General features: G+C 68.6%; 23 protein-coding genes. 5 read left to right on the top strand and 18 right to left on the bottom strand.

All coding sequences use genetic code 11. The features are described from left to right. Positions 1–8 precede the first annotated feature (8 nt). The 16 genes from V7Z82_RS16180 to V7Z82_RS16105 form a co-directional block, all read right to left on the bottom strand. The gene (locus tag V7Z82_RS16180) at positions 9–665 is read right to left on the bottom strand and encodes a class II aldolase/adducin family protein (RefSeq protein WP_141873302.1); all 657 of its coding nucleotides are present in this window, start codon (positions 663–665) and stop codon (positions 9–11) included. Continuing rightward, complete coding sequence (locus tag V7Z82_RS16175) at positions 662–2,164, bottom strand: FGGY-family carbohydrate kinase (protein ID WP_334152691.1); 1,503 nt, start codon at positions 2,162–2,164, stop codon at positions 662–664. Before V7Z82_RS16175 ends, V7Z82_RS16180 begins: the two co-directional genes overlap by 4 nt. Further along, complete coding sequence (locus tag V7Z82_RS16170; RefSeq protein WP_334152689.1) at positions 2,161–3,051, bottom strand: carbohydrate ABC transporter permease; 891 nt, start codon at positions 3,049–3,051, stop codon at positions 2,161–2,163. Before V7Z82_RS16170 ends, V7Z82_RS16175 begins: the two co-directional genes overlap by 4 nt. Next, a complete protein-coding gene (locus V7Z82_RS16165) occupies positions 3,048–3,938 on the bottom strand; it encodes a carbohydrate ABC transporter permease (protein ID WP_334152687.1) in 891 nt (296 codons plus the stop codon). Before V7Z82_RS16165 ends, V7Z82_RS16170 begins: the two co-directional genes overlap by 4 nt. Before the next feature lie 60 nt (positions 3,939–3,998). Continuing rightward, positions 3,999–5,288 carry an ABC transporter substrate-binding protein gene (locus V7Z82_RS16160; protein ID WP_334152686.1) on the bottom strand — a complete coding sequence of 430 codons (1,290 nt, stop codon included), beginning with the start codon at positions 5,286–5,288 and terminating at the stop codon, positions 3,999–4,001. A gap of 309 nt (positions 5,289–5,597) precedes the next feature. Beyond that, the gene (locus V7Z82_RS16155) at positions 5,598–6,038 is read right to left on the bottom strand and encodes a DoxX family protein (RefSeq protein ID WP_334152684.1); all 441 of its coding nucleotides are present in this window, start codon (positions 6,036–6,038) and stop codon (positions 5,598–5,600) included. 142 nt (positions 6,039–6,180) lie between these two features. Next, positions 6,181–7,050, bottom strand: coding sequence for a dihydrodipicolinate synthase family protein (locus tag V7Z82_RS16150; protein WP_334152682.1), 870 nt, complete (start codon positions 7,048–7,050; stop codon positions 6,181–6,183). Beyond that, the gene (locus V7Z82_RS16145; protein ID WP_334152680.1) at positions 7,047–8,711 is read right to left on the bottom strand and encodes a tripartite tricarboxylate transporter permease; all 1,665 of its coding nucleotides are present in this window, start codon (positions 8,709–8,711) and stop codon (positions 7,047–7,049) included. Before V7Z82_RS16145 ends, V7Z82_RS16150 begins: the two co-directional genes overlap by 4 nt. After that, positions 8,708–9,244 carry a tripartite tricarboxylate transporter TctB family protein gene (locus V7Z82_RS16140; RefSeq protein WP_334152678.1) on the bottom strand — a complete coding sequence of 179 codons (537 nt, stop codon included), beginning with the start codon at positions 9,242–9,244 and terminating at the stop codon, positions 8,708–8,710. The genes V7Z82_RS16145 and V7Z82_RS16140 overlap by 4 nt, the downstream gene beginning before the upstream one ends. Positions 9,245–9,261: 17 nt before the next feature. After that, the gene (locus tag V7Z82_RS16135; protein ID WP_334152676.1) at positions 9,262–10,230 is read right to left on the bottom strand and encodes a tripartite tricarboxylate transporter substrate binding protein; all 969 of its coding nucleotides are present in this window, start codon (positions 10,228–10,230) and stop codon (positions 9,262–9,264) included. A gap of 108 nt (positions 10,231–10,338) precedes the next feature. Beyond that, entirely contained in the window at positions 10,339–11,001 is a 663-nt protein-coding gene (locus tag V7Z82_RS16130; protein WP_334152673.1) for a GntR family transcriptional regulator, read from the bottom strand. Positions 11,002–11,048: 47 nt separating this feature from the next. Continuing rightward, entirely contained in the window at positions 11,049–11,474 is a 426-nt protein-coding gene (locus V7Z82_RS16125) for a heat shock protein transcriptional repressor HspR (protein WP_334152671.1), read from the bottom strand. Positions 11,475–11,521: 47 nt separating this feature from the next. Beyond that, positions 11,522–12,508: a DnaJ C-terminal domain-containing protein gene (locus V7Z82_RS16120; RefSeq protein WP_334152670.1), complete on the bottom strand. Its 987-nt coding sequence runs from the start codon at positions 12,506–12,508 to the stop codon at positions 11,522–11,524. A gap of 11 nt (positions 12,509–12,519) precedes the next feature. Next, positions 12,520–13,164: a nucleotide exchange factor GrpE gene (gene grpE, locus V7Z82_RS16115; protein ID WP_334152669.1), complete on the bottom strand. Its 645-nt coding sequence runs from the start codon at positions 13,162–13,164 to the stop codon at positions 12,520–12,522. Between the two features lie 2 nt (positions 13,165–13,166). Further along, positions 13,167–15,032, bottom strand: a complete 1,866-nt coding sequence (dnaK, locus tag V7Z82_RS16110) for a molecular chaperone DnaK (protein ID WP_334152668.1) — start codon at positions 15,030–15,032, stop codon at positions 13,167–13,169. 167 nt (positions 15,033–15,199) lie between these two features. Next, complete coding sequence (locus tag V7Z82_RS16105; RefSeq protein WP_334152667.1) at positions 15,200–16,549, bottom strand: HNH endonuclease signature motif containing protein; 1,350 nt, start codon at positions 16,547–16,549, stop codon at positions 15,200–15,202. A 165-nt stretch (positions 16,550–16,714) separates the two neighbouring features. Between V7Z82_RS16105 and V7Z82_RS16100 the strand changes: the two genes are divergently transcribed. From V7Z82_RS16100 to V7Z82_RS16090, 3 genes are all read left to right on the top strand, one after another. Beyond that, the gene (locus V7Z82_RS16100) at positions 16,715–17,311 is read left to right on the top strand and encodes an HAD-IA family hydrolase (protein ID WP_334152666.1); all 597 of its coding nucleotides are present in this window, start codon (positions 16,715–16,717) and stop codon (positions 17,309–17,311) included. 132 nt (positions 17,312–17,443) lie between these two features. Next, entirely contained in the window at positions 17,444–18,373 is a 930-nt protein-coding gene (locus tag V7Z82_RS16095) for an NAD(P)/FAD-dependent oxidoreductase (RefSeq protein ID WP_334152665.1), read from the top strand. A gap of 65 nt (positions 18,374–18,438) precedes the next feature. Then, complete coding sequence (locus tag V7Z82_RS16090) at positions 18,439–19,104, top strand: hypothetical protein (protein WP_334152662.1); 666 nt, start codon at positions 18,439–18,441, stop codon at positions 19,102–19,104. Between the two features lie 31 nt (positions 19,105–19,135). Here V7Z82_RS16090 and V7Z82_RS16085 read toward each other — a convergent pair whose 3' ends face one another. Beyond that, complete coding sequence (locus V7Z82_RS16085) at positions 19,136–19,597, bottom strand: DUF3817 domain-containing protein (protein ID WP_334152660.1); 462 nt, start codon at positions 19,595–19,597, stop codon at positions 19,136–19,138. A gap of 108 nt (positions 19,598–19,705) precedes the next feature. Here V7Z82_RS16085 and V7Z82_RS16080 point away from each other — a divergent pair, with 108 nt between their 5' ends. Next, positions 19,706–20,611 carry a helix-turn-helix transcriptional regulator gene (locus tag V7Z82_RS16080; RefSeq protein WP_334152658.1) on the top strand — a complete coding sequence of 302 codons (906 nt, stop codon included), beginning with the start codon at positions 19,706–19,708 and terminating at the stop codon, positions 20,609–20,611. A 24-nt stretch (positions 20,612–20,635) separates the two neighbouring features. On the opposite strand, the gene V7Z82_RS16075 is transcribed toward V7Z82_RS16080, so the two are convergent. Continuing rightward, a complete protein-coding gene (locus V7Z82_RS16075) occupies positions 20,636–21,829 on the bottom strand; it encodes an MFS transporter (protein WP_334152656.1) in 1,194 nt (397 codons plus the stop codon). A 115-nt stretch (positions 21,830–21,944) separates the two neighbouring features. On the opposite strand from V7Z82_RS16075, the gene V7Z82_RS16070 reads away from it, so the two are divergent. Continuing rightward, positions 21,945–23,045, top strand: coding sequence for a hypothetical protein (locus V7Z82_RS16070; protein WP_334152654.1), 1,101 nt, complete (start codon positions 21,945–21,947; stop codon positions 23,043–23,045). Positions 23,046–23,051: the final 6 nt, after the last annotated feature.

Genomic DNA, 23,051 nt, shown 5'->3' with positions numbered 1-23,051 from the left:
CCCGAGCCTCAGAGCGACTCGGTGATGCCGAGGGTGTCGTAGTCGAGCACGATCGGGGTGTCGGTGAGGGCACGGGCGTAGGCCTGCACCTTCGCAGCGGACTCCACGGCCACGCTCGTCTTGAAGGCGTCGCGCAGGTTCGGTCCGACCGTGAGCAGACCGTGGTTCGCCCACACGACCGCGTTCAGGTCGCCCATCGCGTCGCACATGTGCTCGCCGAACTCGGTGTTGTTGCTGAGCTCGAACGGCATGATCGGAACGTCGCCCTTGGTGTAGATCACCATGTTGACCAGCGTGCCCAGGATCGGGGAGCCCACGACGCCCCACACGTTGGAGTAGATGGGCTCGGAGTGCACGATCGCGTTCACGTCGGGGCGGCGCTTGTACACCGCCATGTGCACCGTGACCTCGCTCGACGGGCCGAGGCGTCCCTCGATGAGCTCGCTGTCGCCGTTGACCAGGACGATGTCCTCGGGGGTCATCTTGTCGTACTCGAGGTCGGTGGGCGTGATGAGGAAGCGGTCCTCGACACCGGGCACGCGGATGCTGATGTTGCCCTGCGTGTTGAAGTTGAGCCCGTACTCCATCGAGCGCAGGCAGTAGTCGAGGATCTCCCTCTTCGCGGCGGCGATGTCGAAGTCGACCTGCAGCGTGGTCTCGGTCATGTCATGTTCTCCTTCTGATGTGGCTGGGGTCGTGAGGTCAGGTGGGGGTTGAGGGAGCGCGTCGCCTCGTAGAGCGCGACGTAGGCGGCGCGTTGGCCGGTGTACCAGTCGGCGAAGGCCCCGTCGGAGCCATCACCGGCACGCGTCGCCCCGGCGGGTTCGACGCGCAGCGCCGCCGGGTCTCCGCCGATGCCGCGAAGCGCGAGCATCGCGGCACCCCGGGCAGAGGCGTCTCGGGCGACGGGGGTCAGGGAGGCACCCGTCGCCGCCGCACGCGCGTCGAGCGCCGCAGCGTTGTCCGCACCCGCTCCGGTGACGTGCAGGTCGGAGACCTCGACGCCGTGCGCACGCAACGCGGCGATGATCTTGTGGAACTCGAACCCTGCCGCCTCGACGACAGCGCGGGCGAGCTCGGGCACCGTCGTGTCCAGCGTCAGGCCGTGGATCGTGCCGCGTGCGGACGGGTCGTTGTCGAGCGTGCCGGAGCCGGCGAGGTACGGCAGCACGAGAAGCGCAGGAGGCGTCTCGGCGACCCTGCCGAACACATCGGCGACGCCTCTGCCGAGCAGCCCGGACAGCCACTCCAGGGCCCACCCTCCTGCTGCTGTGCCGGCGAGCGTCACCCACAGCTCGTCGTCGACGCGGTAGCTCGCGAAGCCCGTAGCGCCGAGTCCGTGGGGGCGCACCCGTGAGCCGACGGTCAGGCAGTCGCTCGAGCCGAGCGCGATCACCGAGCGCACGCCGGGCTCGCCTCCCGCGCCCAGGAAGGCCGCGGCCTGATCGTGTGTCCCCGCCACCAGCGGGGTGCCCGGTGCGACGCCGAGAGCATCCGCGGCCCCCTCCCGCACGACGCCGATGACGCTGCCGGATGCGACGGGCACGGGCAGGCGCTCCGCCCGAACCCATGGCGCCGAGACCGCGGCGGCACGAAGGATCTCCGCGCTCCACTCCCCGCTGTCCACATCGAGCATGCCGGTGCGCGCCGCTTGACCGAGATCGATCGCCGCGACGCCGCTCCAGCGCTCGGCAAGCAGATCGCCGATGCAGCGGTAGCCTGCGGCATCCGCCCAGCCGGTGTCTCCGGCCATGATCTTGAACAGCGAGAACATGCCGTGCAGGGGCTGGCCGGTGATCGCGGTGAAGCGTCCGTCGCCCAGGATCTCGCCGACCGCGGCGGCTGCTGCCGTGCCGCGGGTGTCCATGCTCACGGCGACCCGGGCCACCGGTGCGCCCGCCTCGTCGATCGGCACGACGGCCTCGCCGAGGACGCTGAAGCCGATCGCCTGCACCGGGTCGCCGGCCCCCGCGGCCTGCGCGGCCGCGCGTCGGACCACGTCCTCCGCAGCGGTGATGATCTCCCCGGCTTCCAGTTCCACCCGGCCTGTGCCGTCGCGCCGCAGCGTGAGCGCCACGGAGGCGGCACCGTGCACGTCGCCGTCGGCGGAGAAGGCCACGGCGCGCATACCGCTGGTGCCGAGGTCGAGTCCGATGACGCTCATTTGATCGCCCCCGAGAGGCCGTTCACCAGGTACTTCTGGATGAAGAGGAACAGCAGCACGACCGGGATCGAGATCAGCACCAGGATCGCGAACAGCGCTCCCGGCTGCGAGAGGTACATGCCGCGGTACGCGAGGGGCACGAGGGTGAGCGGCTTGAGAGAGTTGTCACCCAGCGTCACCAGCGGCAGCAGGAAGTCGTTCCAGCTCATCATCGTCTGCCACACCGCGACCACCGCGAGGGCGGGCTTGCCCAGAGGCAGGTAGATGCGCCAGAAGATCTGCCACGCGCTCGCTCCGTCCAGACGCGCGGCCTCGTAGGTCTCGAGCGGGATCGCCAGATACGAGGTGCGGATGATGATCACCGCGAACGGCAGCCCGAGCGCCGTGTACACCAGCACGAGGCCCAGGAGGTTGTTGTACAGCTGCATCGACTGCAGGATCCGGAAGGTCGCGACCACGATGCTCGACATCGGCAGGATCAGCGCGAGGATCAGGATGCCGAAGATCAGTGCCTTCAGCGGCACGCGCAGCCGAGCCAGCGCGAACGCCGTCATCGAACCGAGCAGGCACACCAGCAGTACCGAGGGCACGGTGATCAGCAGGCTGTTGAGCAGGTGCAGCAGGATCGGGTTCTGCGCCCAGATCGTGAGGTAGTTCTTGATGCTGAACTCCTCGGGGAAGATCCCGAAGAACTGGGTGCCGGGGTTGTTCGGCGGCATCATCGAGAGGCCGATCACCATGATGATCGGCACGAGCCACAGCACCGACAGCGGGATGAGCACGAAGTGGAGCCAGCCGACGCGACGACCGGGCGCCCCGTGGCGGGAGCGGGTCTTCGCCGCCTCCTTCGGGACGATCAGGTTGCGGGTCTCGTTCATCGCGGTCATTTCTCGTCTCCTGTGATGAATCCGGCACCGAACACCCGCACCATCGAGAGCGAGCTCACGACGGCGATCACGAGCAGCACCACGCTGATCGCCGAGGCATAGCCCACGTTCTGCAGCTGGAAGGCCTCGAGGAACGCGAAGGTGGGCAGCATCTCGGACGCATGGTTGGGTCCGCCCTGCGTGAGCACGTAGACGAGCTCGAAGGTCTTGAGCGAGCCGATGATCCCGAGCAGCACGAGCGAGAGCGTCGTGGTCTTCAAGAGGGGGAAGGTGATGCGCACCATGGTCTGGAACCCGCTCGCTCCGTCGATGCGGGCCGCCTCCATCAGGCTGGGGTCGATCAGCTGGAGGCCGGCGAGGTAGAAGAGCATCGAGAATCCGGTCCACATCCACACGTTCACGAAGATCACGGCGAAGATCGCGGTCTGCGGATCGGCGAGGTAGTTGCCGCCGAGGAACTCGAGCCCCGTGGCCTTGCCGATCGCGGTGAGCACACCGTTGAACGGGTCGAGGATCCGCTGCCAGACGATGCCGACGACCACGGGCGAGAGGATCGCGGGGATGAAGAAGATCGCCCGGTAGATCGTGCTGCCCCGCAGTCCCTGGTTGAGGGCGACCGCCAGGAGGAAGCCGATCACCCCCTGCGGGATGATCGTGAACACGATCCAGAAGGCCGAGTTGCGGAGCGTGATGAGGAACGTCGGATCCCGGAACAGCTCCAGGTAGTTGTCGATCCCGACGGCGGTGCCGACGTTCACGCCATCCCATTGCAGCGTGCTCGCCTGCACGTTGTAGAAGATGGGGTAGACGACGAATACGCCGAAAAGGATGAGGGTCGGGGCCAGGAAGGCCAGTCCCACCAGCCTCTCTCTCGTCAGGATCTTCATGCGCGCTCCTCTCAGGCAGGGTTCGGGGATGGCGCCCCGAACCCTGCACGGATCCGGTTGTTACAGAGTGTCCTGGACAGCCTGCACGGATTCCGCGGCCTCCTGCGGAGTGGCGTCACCGGTCGCGATCGCGGCCAGCGCGTCGGCGACCGCCTGGTCGAGCTTGGGAGATTCGAAGTAGCGCGACCACTTCACCTGCGGCAGCCACTCGTCGACGAACAGGTTCCAGATCTGCTCCTGCTTCTCGCTCGTGAACTTCTCGGGAGCGAGTCCGGTGACGGCAGGCACGTCGTTCATCGTGTTGACGAGCTTCTGCGCGGCGGAACCGGCGATGAAGTCCGTGAGCACCTTGCACGCCAGCTCGGGGTTGGCGGTGTTCTTCGAGATGCCGAGGCTCACGTCGATGCCGCCCACGAACTGCGGCTCCGCCGCTCCTCCCGGGATGGTCGGGAACAGGAACGGCTCGTAGCCGGACATGCCCTCCGACAGCGGCGGGATGTCGGACTTGGTCGGGTCCGACTGCTGGATCCACCAGGCACCCAGCGGGATCATGGCCGCGTTGCCCGCCTCGAACTGGTTCACGGCCGAGGGGTACGCGTCGAGACCGATCGCGCCGTCCTGGGCGATGCCGTCGGAGAAGAGCTTGCCCCAGTACTCGAACGCCTTCACGATCGCGGGGTCGGTCCACTTCGTGGTGCCGTCCTCCGCCTCGTACACGGTGCCGGGTGAGACGTTGTTGGCGATCTGCAGGAAGACCACGTTGCGCAGCCAGGAGTCCTTGGCCGGCAGCAGGAACGGCGCGGCGTCACCACCGCTGAGCTCCTCGGTGGTCTGGACGAGCTCGTCCCACGTCTTCGGCACGCTCAGTCCCGCGTCGTCGAAGATCTCTGAGTTGGCCCAGAGGTTGACGGTCTGGGTGAGGATCGGCAGCGAGTAGAAGTTGTCGTCGCCCTCGGGGTTGCCCATGCGGGCCTGCTCGATGCCGATCGGGTAGAACTTGCTCTGCCAGTCATCGCCCCAGGTCTCGGCCGCGCAGTCCTGCAGCGGCATCAGGTTCTCGCGGTACTGCTGAGTGAGCGCCCCCGGCTGCAGGCCGAGCACGTCGGGCATGGTGTTCGAGCTCGCGCGGCTCTGCAGGTCGACCAGGTACTCCGGGTAGTTGAAGATCGTCGCGTCGATCGTCGCGCCCTCGTTCTCGGCCTGGAAGGCGTCGATCATCTGACGCGTGGTCTGTTCGATCGGGCTCCACGAACGAAACGTGATCGCGTCCGCCGACGCGTTGCCCGATTCCACCGGCGCTGCGCCGCCGGCGCACGCGGTGACCCCCAGTGCAGTGATGACTGTCGCCACCCCTGCCAGGCTCCTCTTGAGCTTCATCTGCAATCCCCTTACTTCGCTGTAAAAGTCCGCGGCGGATGCCGGCTGCGCTCAGTTTAGGTTTATTTGCGTATTGAGGACCAGGATTACAAGGAAGCTCAGCGAAAGTCTTTCTACTTTTGTGTTTTCATATGTTTCTACTTGCGTAAACGCAAGTGGACGTCCCGCCGCGGGCCGCAACGACGCGAAGCACCGGTTTCTCTTCCGCAACACGGCGCAGAGACGACGGATGCCGCGACCCCTCGGCCACGGCATCCGTCGTCATCGTGCGCGCTGTTCAGGTCAGCTCAGCCAGGCGGGGGCGCGACCGCGCAGGAACGCGCCGTCGACCGAGAAGCGACCGGCGCCGGTGAGAGCCAGCGCGAGGGCTGCGACACCGAGCACCGCGACGAACTCGTAGCCGCCCTCGCCGACCCAGAGCCCGGCCGGCAGGTGCACGAGGATCAGTGCGACCAGCATGTCGATCGCCAGGATGATGCCGACCGGACGCGTGAGGAGTCCGAGGATCAGCAGGATGCCGCCGATGAGCTCGACGAACGCGACGACGGGAGCGGCGATCTCCGCCATCGGCACCCCCATGTCGGCGAAGCTACCGATGGTGCCGGGGATCGTGAACTCGAAGATTTTCTGCGCACCGTGCGCTGCGAAGATCGCGCCCACCACGATGCGGAGGACGAGGAGTCCCAGCGAGGCGGCGGAGGAGGGGGCTTTGGTGTTCGTCATGAGGAGTTCTTCCTTCGTGGCAGGACACCCGCGCGCCAGGCGCGGAGCAGGGTCGTTCCCTGCGTCCACGCTAGGAAGCAGACATTTCGATCTCCTGTGCGCCGGCGATGACCGGCGCGCAGGAGATCACCGATACCGGCACTCAGCGGTGCGCGGCCACGACCTGCGCGACCGCGGCGCGCTCGGCATCCGTCGGCTCGGCGATGGCCATGCGGCAGTGGGCGTCGACCACGTCGAGCACGCGGTACGCCTCCTTCATGCGGGCCATGTCGCCGCCGATCAGCGAGACCACGTCGTCGACGGCGGTCTGCGCTGCGGCGATCGCGTCGGCATCCCCCGAGCGGCCGGCGTCGGCCAGCGCGCGGAACGGCTTCGGCGTCACCGAGGAGACGCCGGATACCACGCCCTGCGCTCCCGCGTCGACAGCGGCGATCAGGTCGCGGTCGGCGCCGGTGTAGAGGTCGAAGTCGGCGGGGACGGCTGCGCGGTACGCGGCGATCTCGTCGAGCGACAGCTCGCTCACCTTCGCGCCGACGATGTTCGGCAGCGCCGACAGCCGCACGAGCAGCTCGGGTGAGACCGTGTTGCCGCTGCGCGCCGGGTAGATGTACACGTACAGGCGACCGTCGCCCACGGCATCCGACACCGCCTGGAAGTAATCGAAGATCGAGTCCTCGGTCGACTTCAGGTAGTACGGCGTGAGGGCGGCGAACTCGCTCGCCCCGAGCCCCTTGGCGATCTCGACGAGACGAACGGCCTCGTAGGTGCTGGGCTGGCCGACGTGCACGATCACACGCATGCGGTCGGCGAGCTCGTCGATCGCGGCACCCACCAGCTCGGTGAACTCGGCGACGTCGACCGCCGGGAACTCACCCGTGGTGCCGAGGATGAATGCGCCCTCGTTGCCCGATTCCGCGACGAAGCGGAAGATCGCCCGCGAGCCCTCCAGGTCGAGGCTCCCGTCGCGGTGGAACGCGGTGGGGACGGCGGTCAGGATGTCGTAGCGGGTCACTTCTTGTTCTCCTCGGAGTTCTTGCGGGACGTGCGTGCCTTGCGGGACGCACGGGATGAGGTGTCGACGTTGCGCACGGTCGAGGTGAGCAGATCGGGGTTCGCCGCGAGCTCGTCGTGCGCCTTCTCGATCTGCACGATGCTCTCGTCCTGCAGGATCGAGTCCTCGAGCGACGCCCGCTTGGCGCGGGGCGTGCGGGCGGCGCGGATCGCCGGCATCACGATCGAGAGCACCGCGAGGGCCAGCAGCACGAGCGCGATCGGGCTGACGACCTCGAAGAACGGACGCGTCGGCAGGATCGCGAGCGTGCGGGCGAGGTTCTCCTCGGCGAGCGGGCCGAGGAGCAGACCGAGCACGACCGGACCCGCCGGCACCTGCATGCGCTTGAGCAGCACGCCGACGACGCCGAAGACGAGCATCGTGAGCACCGTCGACAGGCTGTTCGAGGTGGCGTAGGTGCCGATGATGCAGAAGATCAGGATGCCGCTCCACAGGTACGGCTGCGGCACGTCGAGCAGCTTCACCATGCCCTTCATGCGCACCAGGCTGAGCGCGAGCGACAGGATCGTCGCGACGAGCATGATGCCCACGATCGAGACGACGAGGTCTGGCCGGTTCGTGAAGAGCGTCGGGCCCGGGGTGATGCCCCAGATGATCATCGAGCCGATCATGACGGCCATGACGGAGTCGCCGGGGATGCCGAGCGCCATCGTCGTGGTGAGCGATCCGCCGAGCGTGGCGCTGGAGGCGGTGTCGGATGCCGCGACACCCTCGATCGACCCCTTGCCGAACATCTCCGGATGCTTCGACGCCTTGCGCGCCCGCTCCCAGCCGATGAGCCCCGCGATGTCGCCGCCGGCCGCCGGGATGAGGCCGACGCCGAGGCCGACCGCCCCGCCGACCGCGGTCGCGCGGCCGCTCTGCTTGAGCTCTGCCCTGTTGGGCCACCAGCGACCGAGGCTGGAGATGGGTCGGACGTTCGACTTTCGGTAGGTGAGCAGCTGGTCGAACAGCTCGGCGATGCCGAAGAGGCCGATGATGACGGCGATGAAGTTGACGCCCTCGACGAGCTCGAGCACGCCGAAGGTGAAGCGCTGGTCGGCGGTCGCGGCGTAGGTGCCGACGGTGCCGAGCGCGAGACCGAACAGGCCGGCCAGGATGCCCTTCAGCATCGACTTCGACGAGATGCCGATCATGATCGAGATGCCGAACACCACGAGTGCGAACAGCTCCGGCGACTTGAAGTAGTCACGGGCGAAGCTGGCGATCGGCACTGCGGCGACCGCGAACAGCACGAGCGAGGCGAGGATGCCGACGGCCGAGACGATCGCGGAGATGGTCAGCGCGAGGCCGGCCCTGCCCTGCTTCGCCATCGGATAGCCGTCGAGCGTGGTCGCGATGGATGCCGGAGTGCCGGGCGTGTTGATGAGGATCGACGGCACCCGGTCGCCGAAGTTGGCAGCGACGTAGATCGTCAGCAGCACCGCGAGGCCCTGCACGGGCTCGAGGGTCATCGTGAAGCCGGCGGCGAGCGCGACCGCCATGGTCGCGGTGATGCCCGGGAAGGCTCCGACCATGAAGCCGAGCACGAGGCCGACGAGCATGTAGAGCAGGATCGAGATGTCGAGGAGCGAGTTCAGCCCCTCCATGAGTGCGTTCACAGGGGGATCCTCAGGAGCATCCCGAACACGACGTAGACGAACGCCGTGACGGAGACCGAGTAGATGATCAGGCTGATCCAGCGGCGGTGGCCGTAGAGGAGCATGAGAGCGGCCATCAGGACGGCGGCTGCGATCGGGAAGACCTCGATGCGATAGCCGAACAGGATGACGGTGCTGAGCGACCACAGGGCGACGAAGGCGCAGGTGATCACGAGCGTGGCGATGACTCGGACGTAGCCGCCCGGCTGGATGCGCTCGAGGTCTTCACGACCGGGAGCCGGTCGGGTGAGCGCCATGGCGAGGATCGCGATCGCGATGACGACAGCGGTGACGGCGATGACCGTCGGCCAGAAGCGGGCGTCGATCTGCCCAGGCGCCGCCTCACGGCGCAGCGGGATCTGCGTGGTGAGGAAGAGATAGCCGGCCGAGAAGGCCAGCGCGACGACGCCGAAGACGATCTCGAGCGGCCGGGATGCCGGTGCGCCCTGGTAGTCGTCGTCGGCGACGGCGACGCCCGCTTCTGGAGTGGACATGCTGGGTGACCGCCTTCTCAGCCCAGGAGGTCCTTGAACAGCGCGAACTGCTCGTCGACGAAGGAGGTCCACTCGGCGGAGTCGCGGTAGACCACCAGGTTGCCCGCGTCCTTCTGGAACTGCGTGTAGGTGTCGGACTCGACAGCCTCCTTGACGGCGGCCTCGAGCGTCGACTTCACGTCGTCGGGCAGGCCCTTGGGTGCGTAGATGCCACCCCAGCCACCGAACACGACGTCTTCACCGATGGCCTCTTCGACCGTCTCGACGTCTTCCGCATCGGGGTGGCGCTCGTCGTTCATGACGGCGAGGATGCGCACGGCCTCGCCCTGAGCGAGTGCTTCGCCGAGTCCGGAGACTGCGGCGACGGTCTCACCGGATGCCGCGGCGGCGACGGCGGTCGCGCCGCCGTCGTACGGGACCGGCGTGAACGTGGCGTCCGTGGCGTTGCCGAGGCCGATGGTCGCGGCCTCCCAGATCGAGCCTGCACCGGAGTTGGCGACCGTGACGGCACCCGACTCCGCCTGTGCGACCAGGTCTTCCAGGGTCTCGATGCCGCTGTTCGCGCCGACGGTGATGACGCCGGGCGCGAGCATGATCTGGCCGAGCAGGTCGAAGTCCTCCGGGAGGACGTTCGCGCTCTGCGTCGTGTTCAGCATCGCGATCTCGACGGGCGCGAAGCCGATGACGTAGCCGTCGGGGTCCTGCGCGCCGACGTACTCCATCGCGAGTGCACCAGCGGCGCCCGGCATGTTCTCGGGGATGATGCTGACGCCGAGGATCTTCTCGAGCTCGGTCGCGAGCGCGCGCGACGAGAGGTCGGAGCCGCCACCGGGGTTGGCCTGGATGATCAGTCGGATGTCGTTCTCGGGGAATGCCGACGCTGCGTCTTCACCCTCCTCGACCTTGGTGCAGGCCGAGAGGACGAGTGCGGTGGCTGCGAGGGCGGCGATCGCGGCGGCCGCCCGGGTGATGCGCTTGCGGGGCATCTTTGCTCCTCTACGTGGGTCGACCGTGTTGTCGACGTCCTGAGGCTAGCAGTGTTGACTGTTAACAGTCAACACTCGCGATCATGGCCGTGCCTCTCGTGACGGGGCTCAGCGCCGCGCGGTGATCTCGCTGAGCATCCGGTCGCGGGCGCCGTCGAGGTGCGAGGCGAGCACCTCCGCAGCCTGCTCCGGCGTGCCGGTGCGCATGACGTCGAGCAGCTTCATGTGGTCGCCGGAGGACTCGTGCAGATCCTCGTCATGATTGATCGTGACGTCGAGCAGCGCGGTGAACGTCGGCAGGTACTGGTTCCACGCGCCCTCGAGGCGCGGATGATCGGCGAGCGCGTAGATCTGCGAGTGGAAGTCGAGGTCGGCGGTGACGAAGGCCGCATGGTCGCCGTCGTCGGCCGCCGTGCCCATCCGGCCAACGGCGGCTGCCATCGGAGCCCAACGAGCGGCATCGTCGACCCGCATCGCCCTGGAGAGCGCGAGCTGTTCGAGTGCCCCGCGGAGGCTGTAGAGCTGCTCGACGTCATCGGGCGAGAGGCCCACGATGTACACGCCGCGAGGGCGCTGCACCTCGACGAGCTTCTCGAAGCTGAGCTGCGTGAGTGCGTCGCGGATCGGGCCGCGGCTCACGTCGAACTCCTCGGCGAGCGCCTCTTCGGTGATGCGGGCACCCGGCGCGAGCTCGCCGCGCACGATGCGCTGTCTCAGCACTCGGGCCACCTGTGCACCGAGGGATTCTCCACGCTTCACGCTCTGCGTCACGGTGACCTCCTGTTAACAGTTGACAGGATACACACCGGGCGCAGGAATCAGTCCCCTCGCGGGTTCCAGAGCACGACCTCGGTCGAGCGGCGCAGACGGCGACCGCTCGGCATCGGCACGACGCCAGCGGATCCGGCGGCGAACACTCGCACACCGGGCCGGTTGTCGCGCTCGGCGCGGATCGCGGCTTCGAGCTCGGAGACGCGGCGGCGCAGCATCCGATTCTCGTCCTCGAGGTCGAGCACGCGCGCGATCGCGGGCAGGCTCACACCCTCAGCGGAGAGCTGGGCGACCTCACGCAGCTGTTCGATGTTCCGAGGCGAGTAGCGGCGGGAACCGCCGGAGGTGCGCCCCGGCACCACGAGTCCGATGCGGTCGTACTGCCGCAGCGTCTGCGGATGCATGCCGGCGAGTTCGGCGGCGGCGGCGATCGCGAACACCGGGGTGTCGGCATCCAGTCGGCGGTCAGCCATGTCTGGTCACCTCGCCCCCGGTGTCGCGGTCATCGATGCGTCCATGATCAGCGGCGAGCCTTCGCCATCAGTTCGGCCCGAGGGTTCTCAACGGGCTCGAGCGCCTGGAACTTCTCCAGCGCCTCGCGCGCTGCCTCGTCGAGGTGCGACGGCACCGCCACCTGCAGCTCGGCGAGCAGATCGCCGGTGCCCTTCGAGGTGGTGACGCCTCGTCCCTTGACGCGCAGCACGCGCCCGGAGGGTGTGCCGGGAGCGACGCGGAGCTTGACGATGTCGCCGCTCAGCGTCGGCACCTCGATAGTGGCGCCGAGCGTCGCCTCGGTGAAGGTCACGGGGACCGTCAGCCGGAGGTTCAAGCCATCGCGGGTGAACACCGGGTGCGGGCGCACCGCGATCTGCACCACGATGTCTCCGCTCTCGCCGCCGTCCGGAGAGGGACGACCCCGGCCGCGCAGACGGATCTTCTGCCCGTCGGCGACCCCGGCGGGGATCTTCACCTTGAACGGCTTCCCGTCCTCGCCCTGCAGGGTGATGGTCTCACCCTGCACGGCGGTGACGAAGTCGAGCGTCGTGCGGGCCGTGACATCGGCGCCGCGCTGCGGTCCGCCGAAGCCGCGGTACCCACCGGACGTCTGACCGAAGCGGCCGTTCCCGAACGCTCCGCCCTGCCCTTGGTTGAACATCGCGAAGATGTCCTCGAAGTCGGCGGACTGACCGCCACGGCTCTGCTGGCCGTAGCGGCTGAAGACGTCTTCGAACCCGCCGGCACCCGAGCCGCCCGCCGTGAAGCGAGCGCCCGAGCCCATGGCGCGGATCTCGTCGTACTCCTTGCGCTGCTCGACATCGGAGAGCACCGAGTAGGCCTCGCTGATCTCCTTGAACTTGGCTTCCGCCTTGGCATCGCCCTGATTGGAGTCGGGGTGATACTTGCGGGCGAGCTTGCGATACGTCTTCTTGAGATCGGCAGCAGTGACGTCCTTGGAGACCCCGAGGGTCTTGTAGAAGTCCTTGTCGAACCAGTCCTGGCTAGCCACTGATCACCTGCCTACTCAGCCGGAACAGCGACGACGACCTTCGCGGGACGCAGCTCGACATCACCGAGGCGGTAACCCACCTCGACGACCTCGAGCACGGTTGCCTTGGCCGCACCGGGGGTGGGCTGCTGGAAGATCGCCTCATGGCGCTGCGGGTCGAATTCCTCACCCTTCTCACCGTAGGAGACGACGCCGAGGCGCTCCACGACCGCGCGCACCTTCTCAGCGATGACCGCGAAGGGCGTGCCGTCGACCAGGTCACCGTGGGTGGCGGCGCGGTCGAGGTCGTCGAGCACCGGGATGAGGCCCTTGACGGCCTCGCCCTTCGCCCGCTCGTTCTCGACCTGGCGCTGCTCCTCGGTGCGGCGACGGTAGTTGGCGTACTCGGCCTGCAGACGCTTGAGGTCGTTCAGCAGGGTCGACTCGAGGTCGGCGAGCACGGCATCCTCCGCCGCGGCCTCACCGGTCTGCGGTGCGCCGAGGATGTCGTCGACCGTGAGCTCGTCAGCGGCGCCGTCGACCGGCGTCTCGTCCGAGCCCTCGGCGGCTGCGGCCTGCGTGGAGTCGGGGTTGCCGAGATCCGGCTGGGGGCCGGACGCATTCGCGTCCGACCCCTCCGGAACTCCGGCGTTCTCGTCGAAGTTCTTGTCCGTCATGGTTACTTCTTGTCTTCCTCGTCGTCGACGACCTCGGCGTCGATGACATCCTCCTCGGAGGATGCGTCATCGGCCGCGGGCGTCTCGCCCTCGGCCGGAGCGCCGGCTGCGGCATCCGCCTGGGACTGCGCGTAGATGGCCTCGCCGAGCTTGCCCTGCGACTCGTTCAGCTTGTCGAACGCGGTCTTCACGGCCTCGTCGTCGTCTCCGGCGAGCGCGGTCTTGAGGGCGTCGACGTCGGCCTGGACCGATTCCTTGACGTCGGCGGGGAGCTTCTCGTCGTTGTCCTTGATCAGCTTGTCGATCGAGTAGGCGAGCGTCTCAGCCTGGTTGCGGACCTCGGCAGCCTCGCGGCGCTTCTTGTCCTCGGCCGCGTTCTCCTCGGCCTCGCGCACCATGCGCTCGATGTCGTCCTTCGACAGCGACGAGCCGCCGGTGATCGTCATCGACTGCTCCTTGCCGGTGCCCTTGTCCTTGGCGGACACGTGCACGATGCCGTTCGCGTCGATGTCGAAGGTCACCTCGACCTGCGGGATGCCACGGGGAGCCGGAGCGATGCCGGTGAGCTCGAAGGTGCCGAGCGGCTTGTTGTCGCGGGTGAACTCGCGCTCGCCCTGGAAGACCTGGATCGCGACGGACGGCTGGTTGTCGTCTGCCGTGGTGAAGGTCTCGCTGCGCTTGGTCGGGATCGCGGTGTTGCGGTCGATGAGCTTCGTCATCATGCCGCCCTTGGTCTCGATGCCGAGGCTCAGCGGGGTGACGTCGATCAGCAGGACGTCCTTGCGCTCGCCCTTCAGCACGCCGGCCTGGAGTGCGGCGCCGACTGCGACGACCTCATCCGGGTTGACGCCCTTGTTGGCTTCCTTGCCGGTCTCGCGCTTGACGAGCTCGGCGACGGCGGGCATACGGGTCGATCCACCCACCAGCACGATGTGGTCGATCTCGGACACCTTGATGCCGGCTTCGCGGATGACGTCCTCGAAGGGCTTCTTGGTGCGGTCGAGCAGGTCCTTCGTGAGGTCCTCGAACTTCGCGCGGGTGATGGTCTCGCTGAGCGAGACGGGGCCCGAGTCGGTGAGCGAGAGGTACGGCAGGTTGATGCTCGTGCTCGTGGAGCTGGAGAGCTCCTTCTTCGCCTGCTCAGCGGCCTCCTTGAGGCGCTGCAGGGCGATCTTGTCGCCCGAGACGTCGACACCGGTGGTGGACTTGAACTGCGAGATCAGGTAGTCGACGAGACGCTGGTCCCAGTCGTCACCGCCGAGGCGGTTGTCACCGGCGGTCGAGCGCACCTGGATCGTCGAGAAGTCGTCGTCCTTGCCCACCTCGAGGAGGGAGACGTCGAACGTGCCGCCACCGAGGTCGAAGACGAGGATGAGCTCGTCCTCCTTGCCCTTGTCGAGGCCGTAGGCGAGCGCCGCAGCGGTGGGCTCGTTGATGATGCGGAGCACGTTGAGACCGGAGATCTCACCGGCTTCCTTCGTGGCCTGACGCTCGGCGTCGTTGAAGTACGCGGGAACGGTGATGACGGCATCCGTCACCGTGTCGCCCAGGTAGGACTCGGCGTCGCGCTTCAGCTTCATGAGGATGCGCGCGGAGATCTCCTGCGGCGTCCACTTCTTGCCGTCGACGTCGAAGCTCCAGTCGGTGCCGACGTGACGCTTGACCGACGCGATGGTGCGGTCGACGTTCGTGACGGCCTGGCGCTTCGCGGTCTCGCCGACGAGCACCTCGCCGTCCTTGGTGAATGCGACCACCGACGGGGTGGTGCGGAAGCCCTCGGCGTTTGCGATGACCTTCGGCTCGCCACCCTCGAGGACGCTGACGACGGAGTTCGTCGTACCGAGGTCGATTCCAACAGCACGTGCCATGTGATTCTCTCCTTTGTTGCGGAAGTTGCGGTTTCGGAAGTTCGGAAATCCTTGGCGATCAGGAAAACCTGAGTCGCGATGACTCAAGGATACGCCGAGGCCCGGATGCTGTCAAACAAAGTTGATATGAATTGGCTCAACTTTGCTCCGGCGGGCGTTCGCGAGGCTCAGAACGGCGCGATCACGCCGTCTTCGACGAACGTCACCGTGGTCGGCGGCTGCGGACGGTCGATGTACGTCCTGCCCGTCGGACTCGTCCAGGCGAAGAGGCCGGCATCGAGCCGTTCGATGTGCCAGGGACTGTGGTGTTTCAGCATGTGATGTCGCCGGCACAGGTGGGCGAGGTTCTCTTCCCGCGTCGCCCCACCGAGCACCGCATCGTGCGTATGGTCGATGTCGCTTTCGTGTTGCGAGCGTCCGCAGCCCGGGAACCTGCATCGCTGGTCACGCGCTCGCAGATGTCGACGAAGATCGGCTCCCGGCCGGTAGCGATCGACCGCGAGCACGGCTCCGGTGATCGGATGCGTGAGCACGCGATCCCATCCGGAGGCCGCCCCCGCCAGCACTCGTGCGGTCTCGGCGTCGATCGGACGGCGTCCGTCGAGCTCCGCCGGCGTCTCGCTGCATCCCAGGAGCGTCATGACCGGGACGGTGACCGAGACGTGCGCGCGGATCGCGCCGAGCACTCCTTCCGCACCGATGGCACCGTCGTGGCCGACAGGGCTGCCCGAGAGCAGCACGTCGAGTGCGAGATCGGCACGGAGCTGGTCGAGTGAACGCTGGTCGAGTGGGTGCTGGTCGAGTGGGTGCTGGTCGAGCGCGCTGCCGGGGTCTTCGCCTGACGGCGCGTGCCCGAACTCGGCCTGTTCGGGCTGCGCCTGCACGGCCTTCGCCATTCCGGTCAGGCGGTCGAAGGCTCCCTGCACGAGTGCCGCCGGGCCGAGCAGGCCGAGTTCGGCCATGCCGTCGGGCGCATCCTTGATCCAGACCCGCCGCTGCTCCCGCGCATCCGCGTGGCGCTCGTCGAGCGTACGCGGCTGGAAGCGCTCGGCTGCCCGGCGGGCGATCCGCGTCAGCCGGTTCGGCGACTCGACCTCGGCGTTCACGACCATCTCCGCCGCATAGGCATCGCGATCCCCCGCATGCATGAGATGGGCTCCCGCCTCGACGATCACCCTGGCGTGCGCCGCACTGATGCGACCCGCGCCCTGCGCGGCCCAGACGAGCGGGAACCGAGTGACGAGGAACTCCGCATCCGCCATGCGCCGTTGCATGGTCCGATCACTCACCCGCAGCGCGGCACCGAGCTCGGCCGCGACCGATCTCGCCGCCATGTCACCGCAATCGGGATGCCTTCCCTGCTCGGCGATCTCGTGCGCCCACTGCGACGCGAGCGCGAGGACGCCGTCGCGCGCCGCCTGCAGGCTGGCGATCGCGCCCTCGATCGACTGCGCCATGTCGACCAGCGCGCCGAGCGTGGCCATCTGCTGGTCCGTCGCGTCGATCAGTGCTTCCATACCTCGATCCCACCAGTGCCCACCGACATTTCAACCCCAGCTCAGAGCAGAAAAGGGGCCGGTTCGAATCGCATTCCGGCATATCGCGAAGACCTCCAAGCCCCACCCCAGCCACCTCCGGCCCAGACGACCCGAGTGTCGGAGGCGGCAAGGCAGGATGGAGGGATGATCCGCGCCGTGCTGTTCGACCTCGACGGAGTGGTGCGCCACTTCGACCGCGACCCCGATCTGGAACGCCGACACGGGCTCGCAGACGGCGCGATCACGCAGGCCGCACTCTCGGCACCCCTGCTCGACGACGTCACCTGCGGTCGCATCACGCGCGCCGAATGGATCCGCATCATCGGCGACCGCATCGGCTCTCCCGAGGCCGCTGCGGAGTGGGGCCGGACGCCGTTCCACGTCGACCCCGATCTGATCGTGCTCGCCGCCGAGCTGCGCTCCCTCGGACTGGTCACGGCGATCCTGACGAACGGCACCGACACGATCCCGCAGGAGACGGCATCGTGCGACCTGGATCGCCACTTCGATCCGATCTTCAACACCGCGGAGATCGGATTCGCCAAGCCGGACCCTCGAGCGTTCACGCATGCACTCAACGCGCTGCCGCTGCCGGGAGACGCGGTCTTCTTCACCGACGACTCCCCGTCGAAGCTCATCGGCGCCCGCGAGGTCGGCATGCACGCGCACGCCTTCACCGGCATCCGCCCACTGCGAGCCGCGCTCCGCGATGCCGGGGTGCCGGTCGCCGGTACCGCCTGAGACCCGCCCAGCCCGGATGATGGCAGGATAGGACTTAGGCGAGCCTTACCCGAACAGGGCTCGCATGGCGGCGTCGCCTCGATCGTCGCCCGGCGTGCGATCCGACGCCGCTCCTCACGGGGAGGGATGCGAGTGACCGAGACAGCAGAGTACGACGTGCTCATCATCGGCGGCGGCCCTGCCGGCCTCTCCGCCGCGCTCAACCTCGGCCGCGCTCGCTCTCGGGTGCTCGTGATCGACGCCGACCGTCCGCGCAACGCGGCGACGCTGCGGTCGCACGGCTTCCTCACCCGAGACGGCATCGCTCCGCACGAACTGCGGCGCCTGGCGCGCGAGGAACTGGCCGCGTACCCGAACGTCGAGGTGCGCTCGCGGGTGCGTGTCGTCTCACTCCGTGGCACGGATGCCGGGTTCACGGCCGAGATCGGACGCCGCGAGCCCGCCGGCACCGCCTCGGCATCCACCGTCCTGCTCGCCACCGGCCTGCGCGAGACGCTGCCCGACGTGCCGAACCTGCGCGGCTACTACGGCATCAGTCTGTTCAGCTGCGCGGCCTGCGACGCCTGGGAGCTGCAGGATCGGAGGCTCGCCCTGATCGGGGAGTCCGACGACCTCGCTGACCGGGCACGTCTGATCGCGCGCTGGACCGAGAGCCTCACCGTGTTCACGAACGGCGCCGCCGTCGTCACCGCCACGGAGGAGGCCGAACTCGCCGCCGCCGGGGTGACGGTGCAGCGGCAGCCGATCGTCGAACTCATCGGTGATCGCGGCCGCATCGAGGCCGTTCGCCTCGCCGACGGCACGAGCATCGCGGTCGACGGCGGCTTCGTGCGTCCCGAATGGGAGACCGAGCTGTCGTTCCTCGACGGCATCCACCCGGCGATCGACGATGCGGGCAACCTGCTGACCGACCGGTCCGGTCGCACCGACGTGCCGGGTCTCTATGCGGCGGGGGACGCCGCCACCCCCGGGCCACAGCAGCTCATCGTGGCGGCCGGCGCCGGAGCCCGCGTGGCCGCCGTGATCGTGCACGACTCGGTCGGGGTCGCGACAGCGCATTGACGGCCCCACCTGATGGGCAATGCACCCCATCGTGCAGGTCACGGCCGAGGGCTATCCTGACTCGCATGACCCCGTCCCGACCGCTGCTCCGTCTCGTCACGATCGCCGCCGTCGCGGCGACGACCCTCTCGCTCAGCGGATGCCTGTCCGCGCAGATCCCCACGGACGTCCCGGTATCCGATGCACCCACCGACGCTCCCACCGACGCCCCCGCCGACGAACCGACCGGCGATCTGCCGCTCACGCTCGGTTTCGCGGAGGGCGCTGAACTCCCGACGACGGCCTACATCGAGTGGGGCGACGGGTTGATGACCGACGACGGCTGGGTGACCGAATCGCCGGATGACGGCAACGGCGGATGGAGCTACGCCACGGCCGACGGCTCCTGCACCGCGCAGTTCTGGCAGGGCCGCACCTCGGATGTGGCCGTCGTCGCCGGCGACGACAGCGCGTCGTCAGATGCTGTCCTCGCCGTGCTCCTGCAGTCGACCGCGGCCGAGATCACGCCGCTCGCCACGACCGGCGAGTTCAGCTACCAGGTCGGCGGATCCGGGGGCGTCGAACACCGTCAGGTCGTCGGCGCCGAGGGCGAGCGCACCTGGGTCATGGCCGCACGCGCGTTCACCGCGGTCGGGGTCGGCCTGTACGTGATCGTCGACTGCAGCGCCGGCGACGCCGCCGCGATCATGGCCGAGGTCGCCGACAAGAACGCGATCGTCGTCACGCCCTGAGCAGCAGGACCCCGGCGCGATCGGGTCGAGCTCACTTGCCTCCCGGCGGACCGACCAGCAGCAGGATCACGTACAGCGCGACGATGCCGACCGCGAGCAGCACGGCGAGCACCCAGGGGCGACGCAGGAACCATCGCATCAGCCGGTCGACCCAGCGCCGGTCGCGGGGATCGTCGCCGGGCTCGAGCCGCCACTCCCCGTCGAGGCGCCCGGTGCGGTGCAGCCAGATCTCGGTCGGGATCGTGGCGTACGGGATCACCGCGCTGACCACGGCGAGCGCTGCGACACCGAGATGCCAGCGCTGGTTGAGCGCGACGAGGATCGCGGTCGCGGCGTAGGCCAGGAAGATGAATCCGTGGATGCCGCCACCGACCGTGACCACGATGCCAGGTGCACCGACGGCCCTGGCGATGATCGCGGCGATCAGGATGGTCCAGGTGATCGCCTCGGCGATCGCGAGGGCACGGTACAGACGGGCGGGCGAGCGGAACACGGGACTCCTCGGGTGGGGTCGGGGGTCCTTCCAGGGTATCGGCGGCGCGCCGATGCTCCCGGCCGCTGGAATACCAGCACGCGGGCGGGCGTTGCCGAAGGCATGGTGATGGTGGATGCCGACGCGCTCTCGCAGCTGCTCCGCTCCGTCGACCTCGAGGTCGGCGTGGCGCGACGCGTCGCGCTGCCCGCCGGCGGCCTGCTTCCCCTCGCGGGCGACGCGGTCACGCTCGTCTACATCGCGGGCGGCAGCGTGCACGGGCATCCGGCGCTCGGATCGCGCTGCCACCTCGACGTCGATCGCGCGTCCCAGCAGCTCGCCGTGACCGCGGGATCCGACCGCCTCGTCGTCGGAGACGCGTTCCTCACCCTCGGCGGATCGGCCATGACGCTGCGGGCGGATGCCGGAGCCAGCGTGCTGGTCATCGACCTCGTGCTCTCCGACACCGCGTCGCGCCTGAGCGCCGTGCTGCCCGGGATCATCACCGTCACCGGGTTCGACGCCCTCGAGCCGTCGGCCGCCGCACTCGCCGCGACCATGGGCGTCGTCGACCCTGCCACCTGCCCCGTCCGGCAGGGCGATCCGCTGATCTGCCGCATGATGGCGACGACCGTGCTGCTGTCGGTCATCCGGGCCTGGGCCGCCAACGGCTGCGCGCCGGTCGGCTGGCCGTCGGTGTCGAACGACCCCTTCCTCGACCGCGTGGTCGACGCGATCCACGAGGCACCTGGCCGCGAGTGGACCGTCGAACGGCTCGCCAGCGTCAGCGCGATGTCGCGGTCCGCGTTCGCCGAGCGCTTCCGCACGGTGATCGGCCGCTCCCCCGCGGACTACGTCACCGAGGTGCGCGTCGACACGGCGAAGCGGATGCTCGACGCCGGCCGCTCCGTGTCCGAGACCTCCCGCGAGCTCGGCTACGCCTCGGACGAGGGATTCAGCCGCGCCTTCCGCCGCCGCACCGGCATGACGCCCTCCGCCTGGCGGGCCGCGCACCGGACGCCGATCCCGGCGTAGTGCGCGACCGGCGCGAAGGCTCGCTCAGACGGTCGTGCGCACCCGGTTCGAGGCGCCGAACAGCACAGCGCCGACCACGAGCATGATCGCCCCGACCACGTAGACGAGCTCGACGCTCAGCGTGTCGACGAGCAGTCCGCCGAAGCCTGCTGCCAGCGCGATCGCGCCCTGGAAGCCGACGACGACCAGGCTGCCGCCGGCTTCGAGGCGGTCCGGCATCCGATGCCCGACCCAGGTGTTCGCGACGATCAGCCAGGACGAGAAGAAGAAGCCCCACACGAGCACGACCACGGCGACGCCGATGATCGAGCCGGACAGCAGGATCATCGCGAGCACCGAGACCGCGATCACGAGCGGTGCGAACACCGAGAAGAACGCGAAGGAGCGGTCGATCACCAGCCCGATCGTGATGTTGCCGGCCAGTCCGCCGAGTCCGAAGAGCGCCAGCAGCACCACGATGGTCGAGGCATCGACGTCGGGGATGCGCTCCAGCGCCAGCCGCACGTAGGTGTAGGCGGAGAAGTGTCCGAGCACCACGAACACATGGCCGAGCATGCCGAGTCCGATGCCAGGACGGCGCATGGTGTCGACGAGCAGACGCAGACTCGAGGCCTGCGCCGCCGGCACCGATGGCAGCGCGAACCGCAGCGCGACCGACAGCAGCACCATCAGCACGCCGGCGATCGCGAACACCATCCGCCAGTCGACGAGTTCGCTGAGCATCACGCCGAGTGGGACGCCGGCGACGGTCGCGAGCGAGACGCCGGCCGAGGTGAACATGACGCCGCGGCCGAGATGCCGGGGCCCGGCGAGCGTCGATGCGACCGTGATCGACATCGCCCAGAAGGCGCTGATCGCGGCGCCGAGCAGGAACCTCGCCAGCAGGATGATGATCAGGTTCGGCGAGATGGCCACGATGAGGTTCGACACGGCTGCGGCGAGCGCCATCCACACCAGCAGCGACCGGCGGTCGAGGCGGGGGAACATCAGGCCGATGGTCGGTGCGACGACGAGTCCGACGAGCGCGGTGACCGTCACGGTCTGCCCCGCCTGGCCGGGCGTCACGTCGAGCGCCTCGGCCATCTCGGTGAGCACGCCGTTCGGCAGGAACTCGGCGGTGACCAGCAGGAAGCCCATCAGCATCAGCATGATGAGGCCGCCGTAGCGGATGCGCTCCGCGGCGGACGCGGCAGTGGGGATGGGCGCAGTGGTTGTCATGGTCTCAACACTCGCAGTCGGCGGGTGCCGGCGCCCGACCAGGCGTCCGCGGCATCCGACCATTCGTCCGGCGTGGTCCCTGCCGGTTCCCAGCCGGGGCTTGCAGAGTGGTGGCATGCGGGTTCGGGGACGGGTACTGCGGCGGATGCTGCTCGGTGCCGCAGTGGTCGCGGCGATCATGCTCGCCTCCGGATGCACCCCGAAGCCGACCGCCGGCCCGGACGATTGGACGCTGGAACCGATCCCGTTCCAGAGCTCGTTCACCGGATACGGAACGGAGGCGGTCCCAGCCGGTCAGCCGATCGATCTCGGGTACGGGATGCACGTGCTCTCGGCGGATGGCGACGGCGGATTCTGGACCGCATCGTCGGGGTCCTGGCTGCACGTCGGAGCCGACGGGAAGACGCTCGCCCGCTTCAACACCGAGCCGGGTGACCCGCTCACCCAGATCGAGGCGATGGCTCCCCTGTCGGCGACCGAGCTCGTGGTGGTGCAGGGTGACCGGGTCCACGTCATGCCGATGCTGTCGGTGCTCGACACCACCACCATGACGATGCGAGACCTGCCGGGCGACATCGTGGGCGACGAGGGAGACTTCGACTACGGGGACTTCGAGTTCGGTGACGTCGCAGTGCAGGAGGGCGATGCCATCGTGGTGCGCTACCAGCCGCGTCCCCCCGACGAGTACCTCGACTACGAGGTACTGCGCGTCGACCTCGACAGCGGCGCACGCACCCTGCTGCACAGCGGCCCGGTCGACCTCGACGATGCGCCGGGTGCTCGGCCAGGCGTCCCGCCGATCGACATCGATGTCGACGACGCCGGGCGCGTGCATCTCGCGACCCCGTCCGCACGGATCGTGCTCGCGGCAGACGGCACCGAGCTGAGCCGGGTGCCGCAGGTCGCGAACGATCCGCTCGTCGCGGTCGCCCCGGACGGGACCGCACTGTGGTGGGGCGGGGCGCCAGAGCAGTCCGACGCGCACGGCGTGATCGTCGGCGGCTCGTCCGAGGCGCGAGCAGCGATCGAGCGCACGCAGTGCCACGGGAGGTCGAGCGATGATGCCCTCCGCGTCACTGACACCACCGGACAGCATCCGCTGCCATTCCTGTGCGGCGCGAACGCCGCCGTCTGGACGGGCGAGTCGTGGGTGGTCGCGATCGGCGGCGAGGGCGACGGGGTGCTCGTGCGGCTCACCCCGCCCTCAGGGAGCTGACCGCGC

Source organism: Microbacterium sp. (genome assembly GCF_036823965.1).
GTDB lineage: Bacteria > Actinomycetota > Actinomycetes > Actinomycetales > Microbacteriaceae > Microbacterium.
The sequence above is the reverse complement of the archived record's forward strand: the minus strand, read 5'-3'. Positions and strand labels throughout refer to the sequence as shown.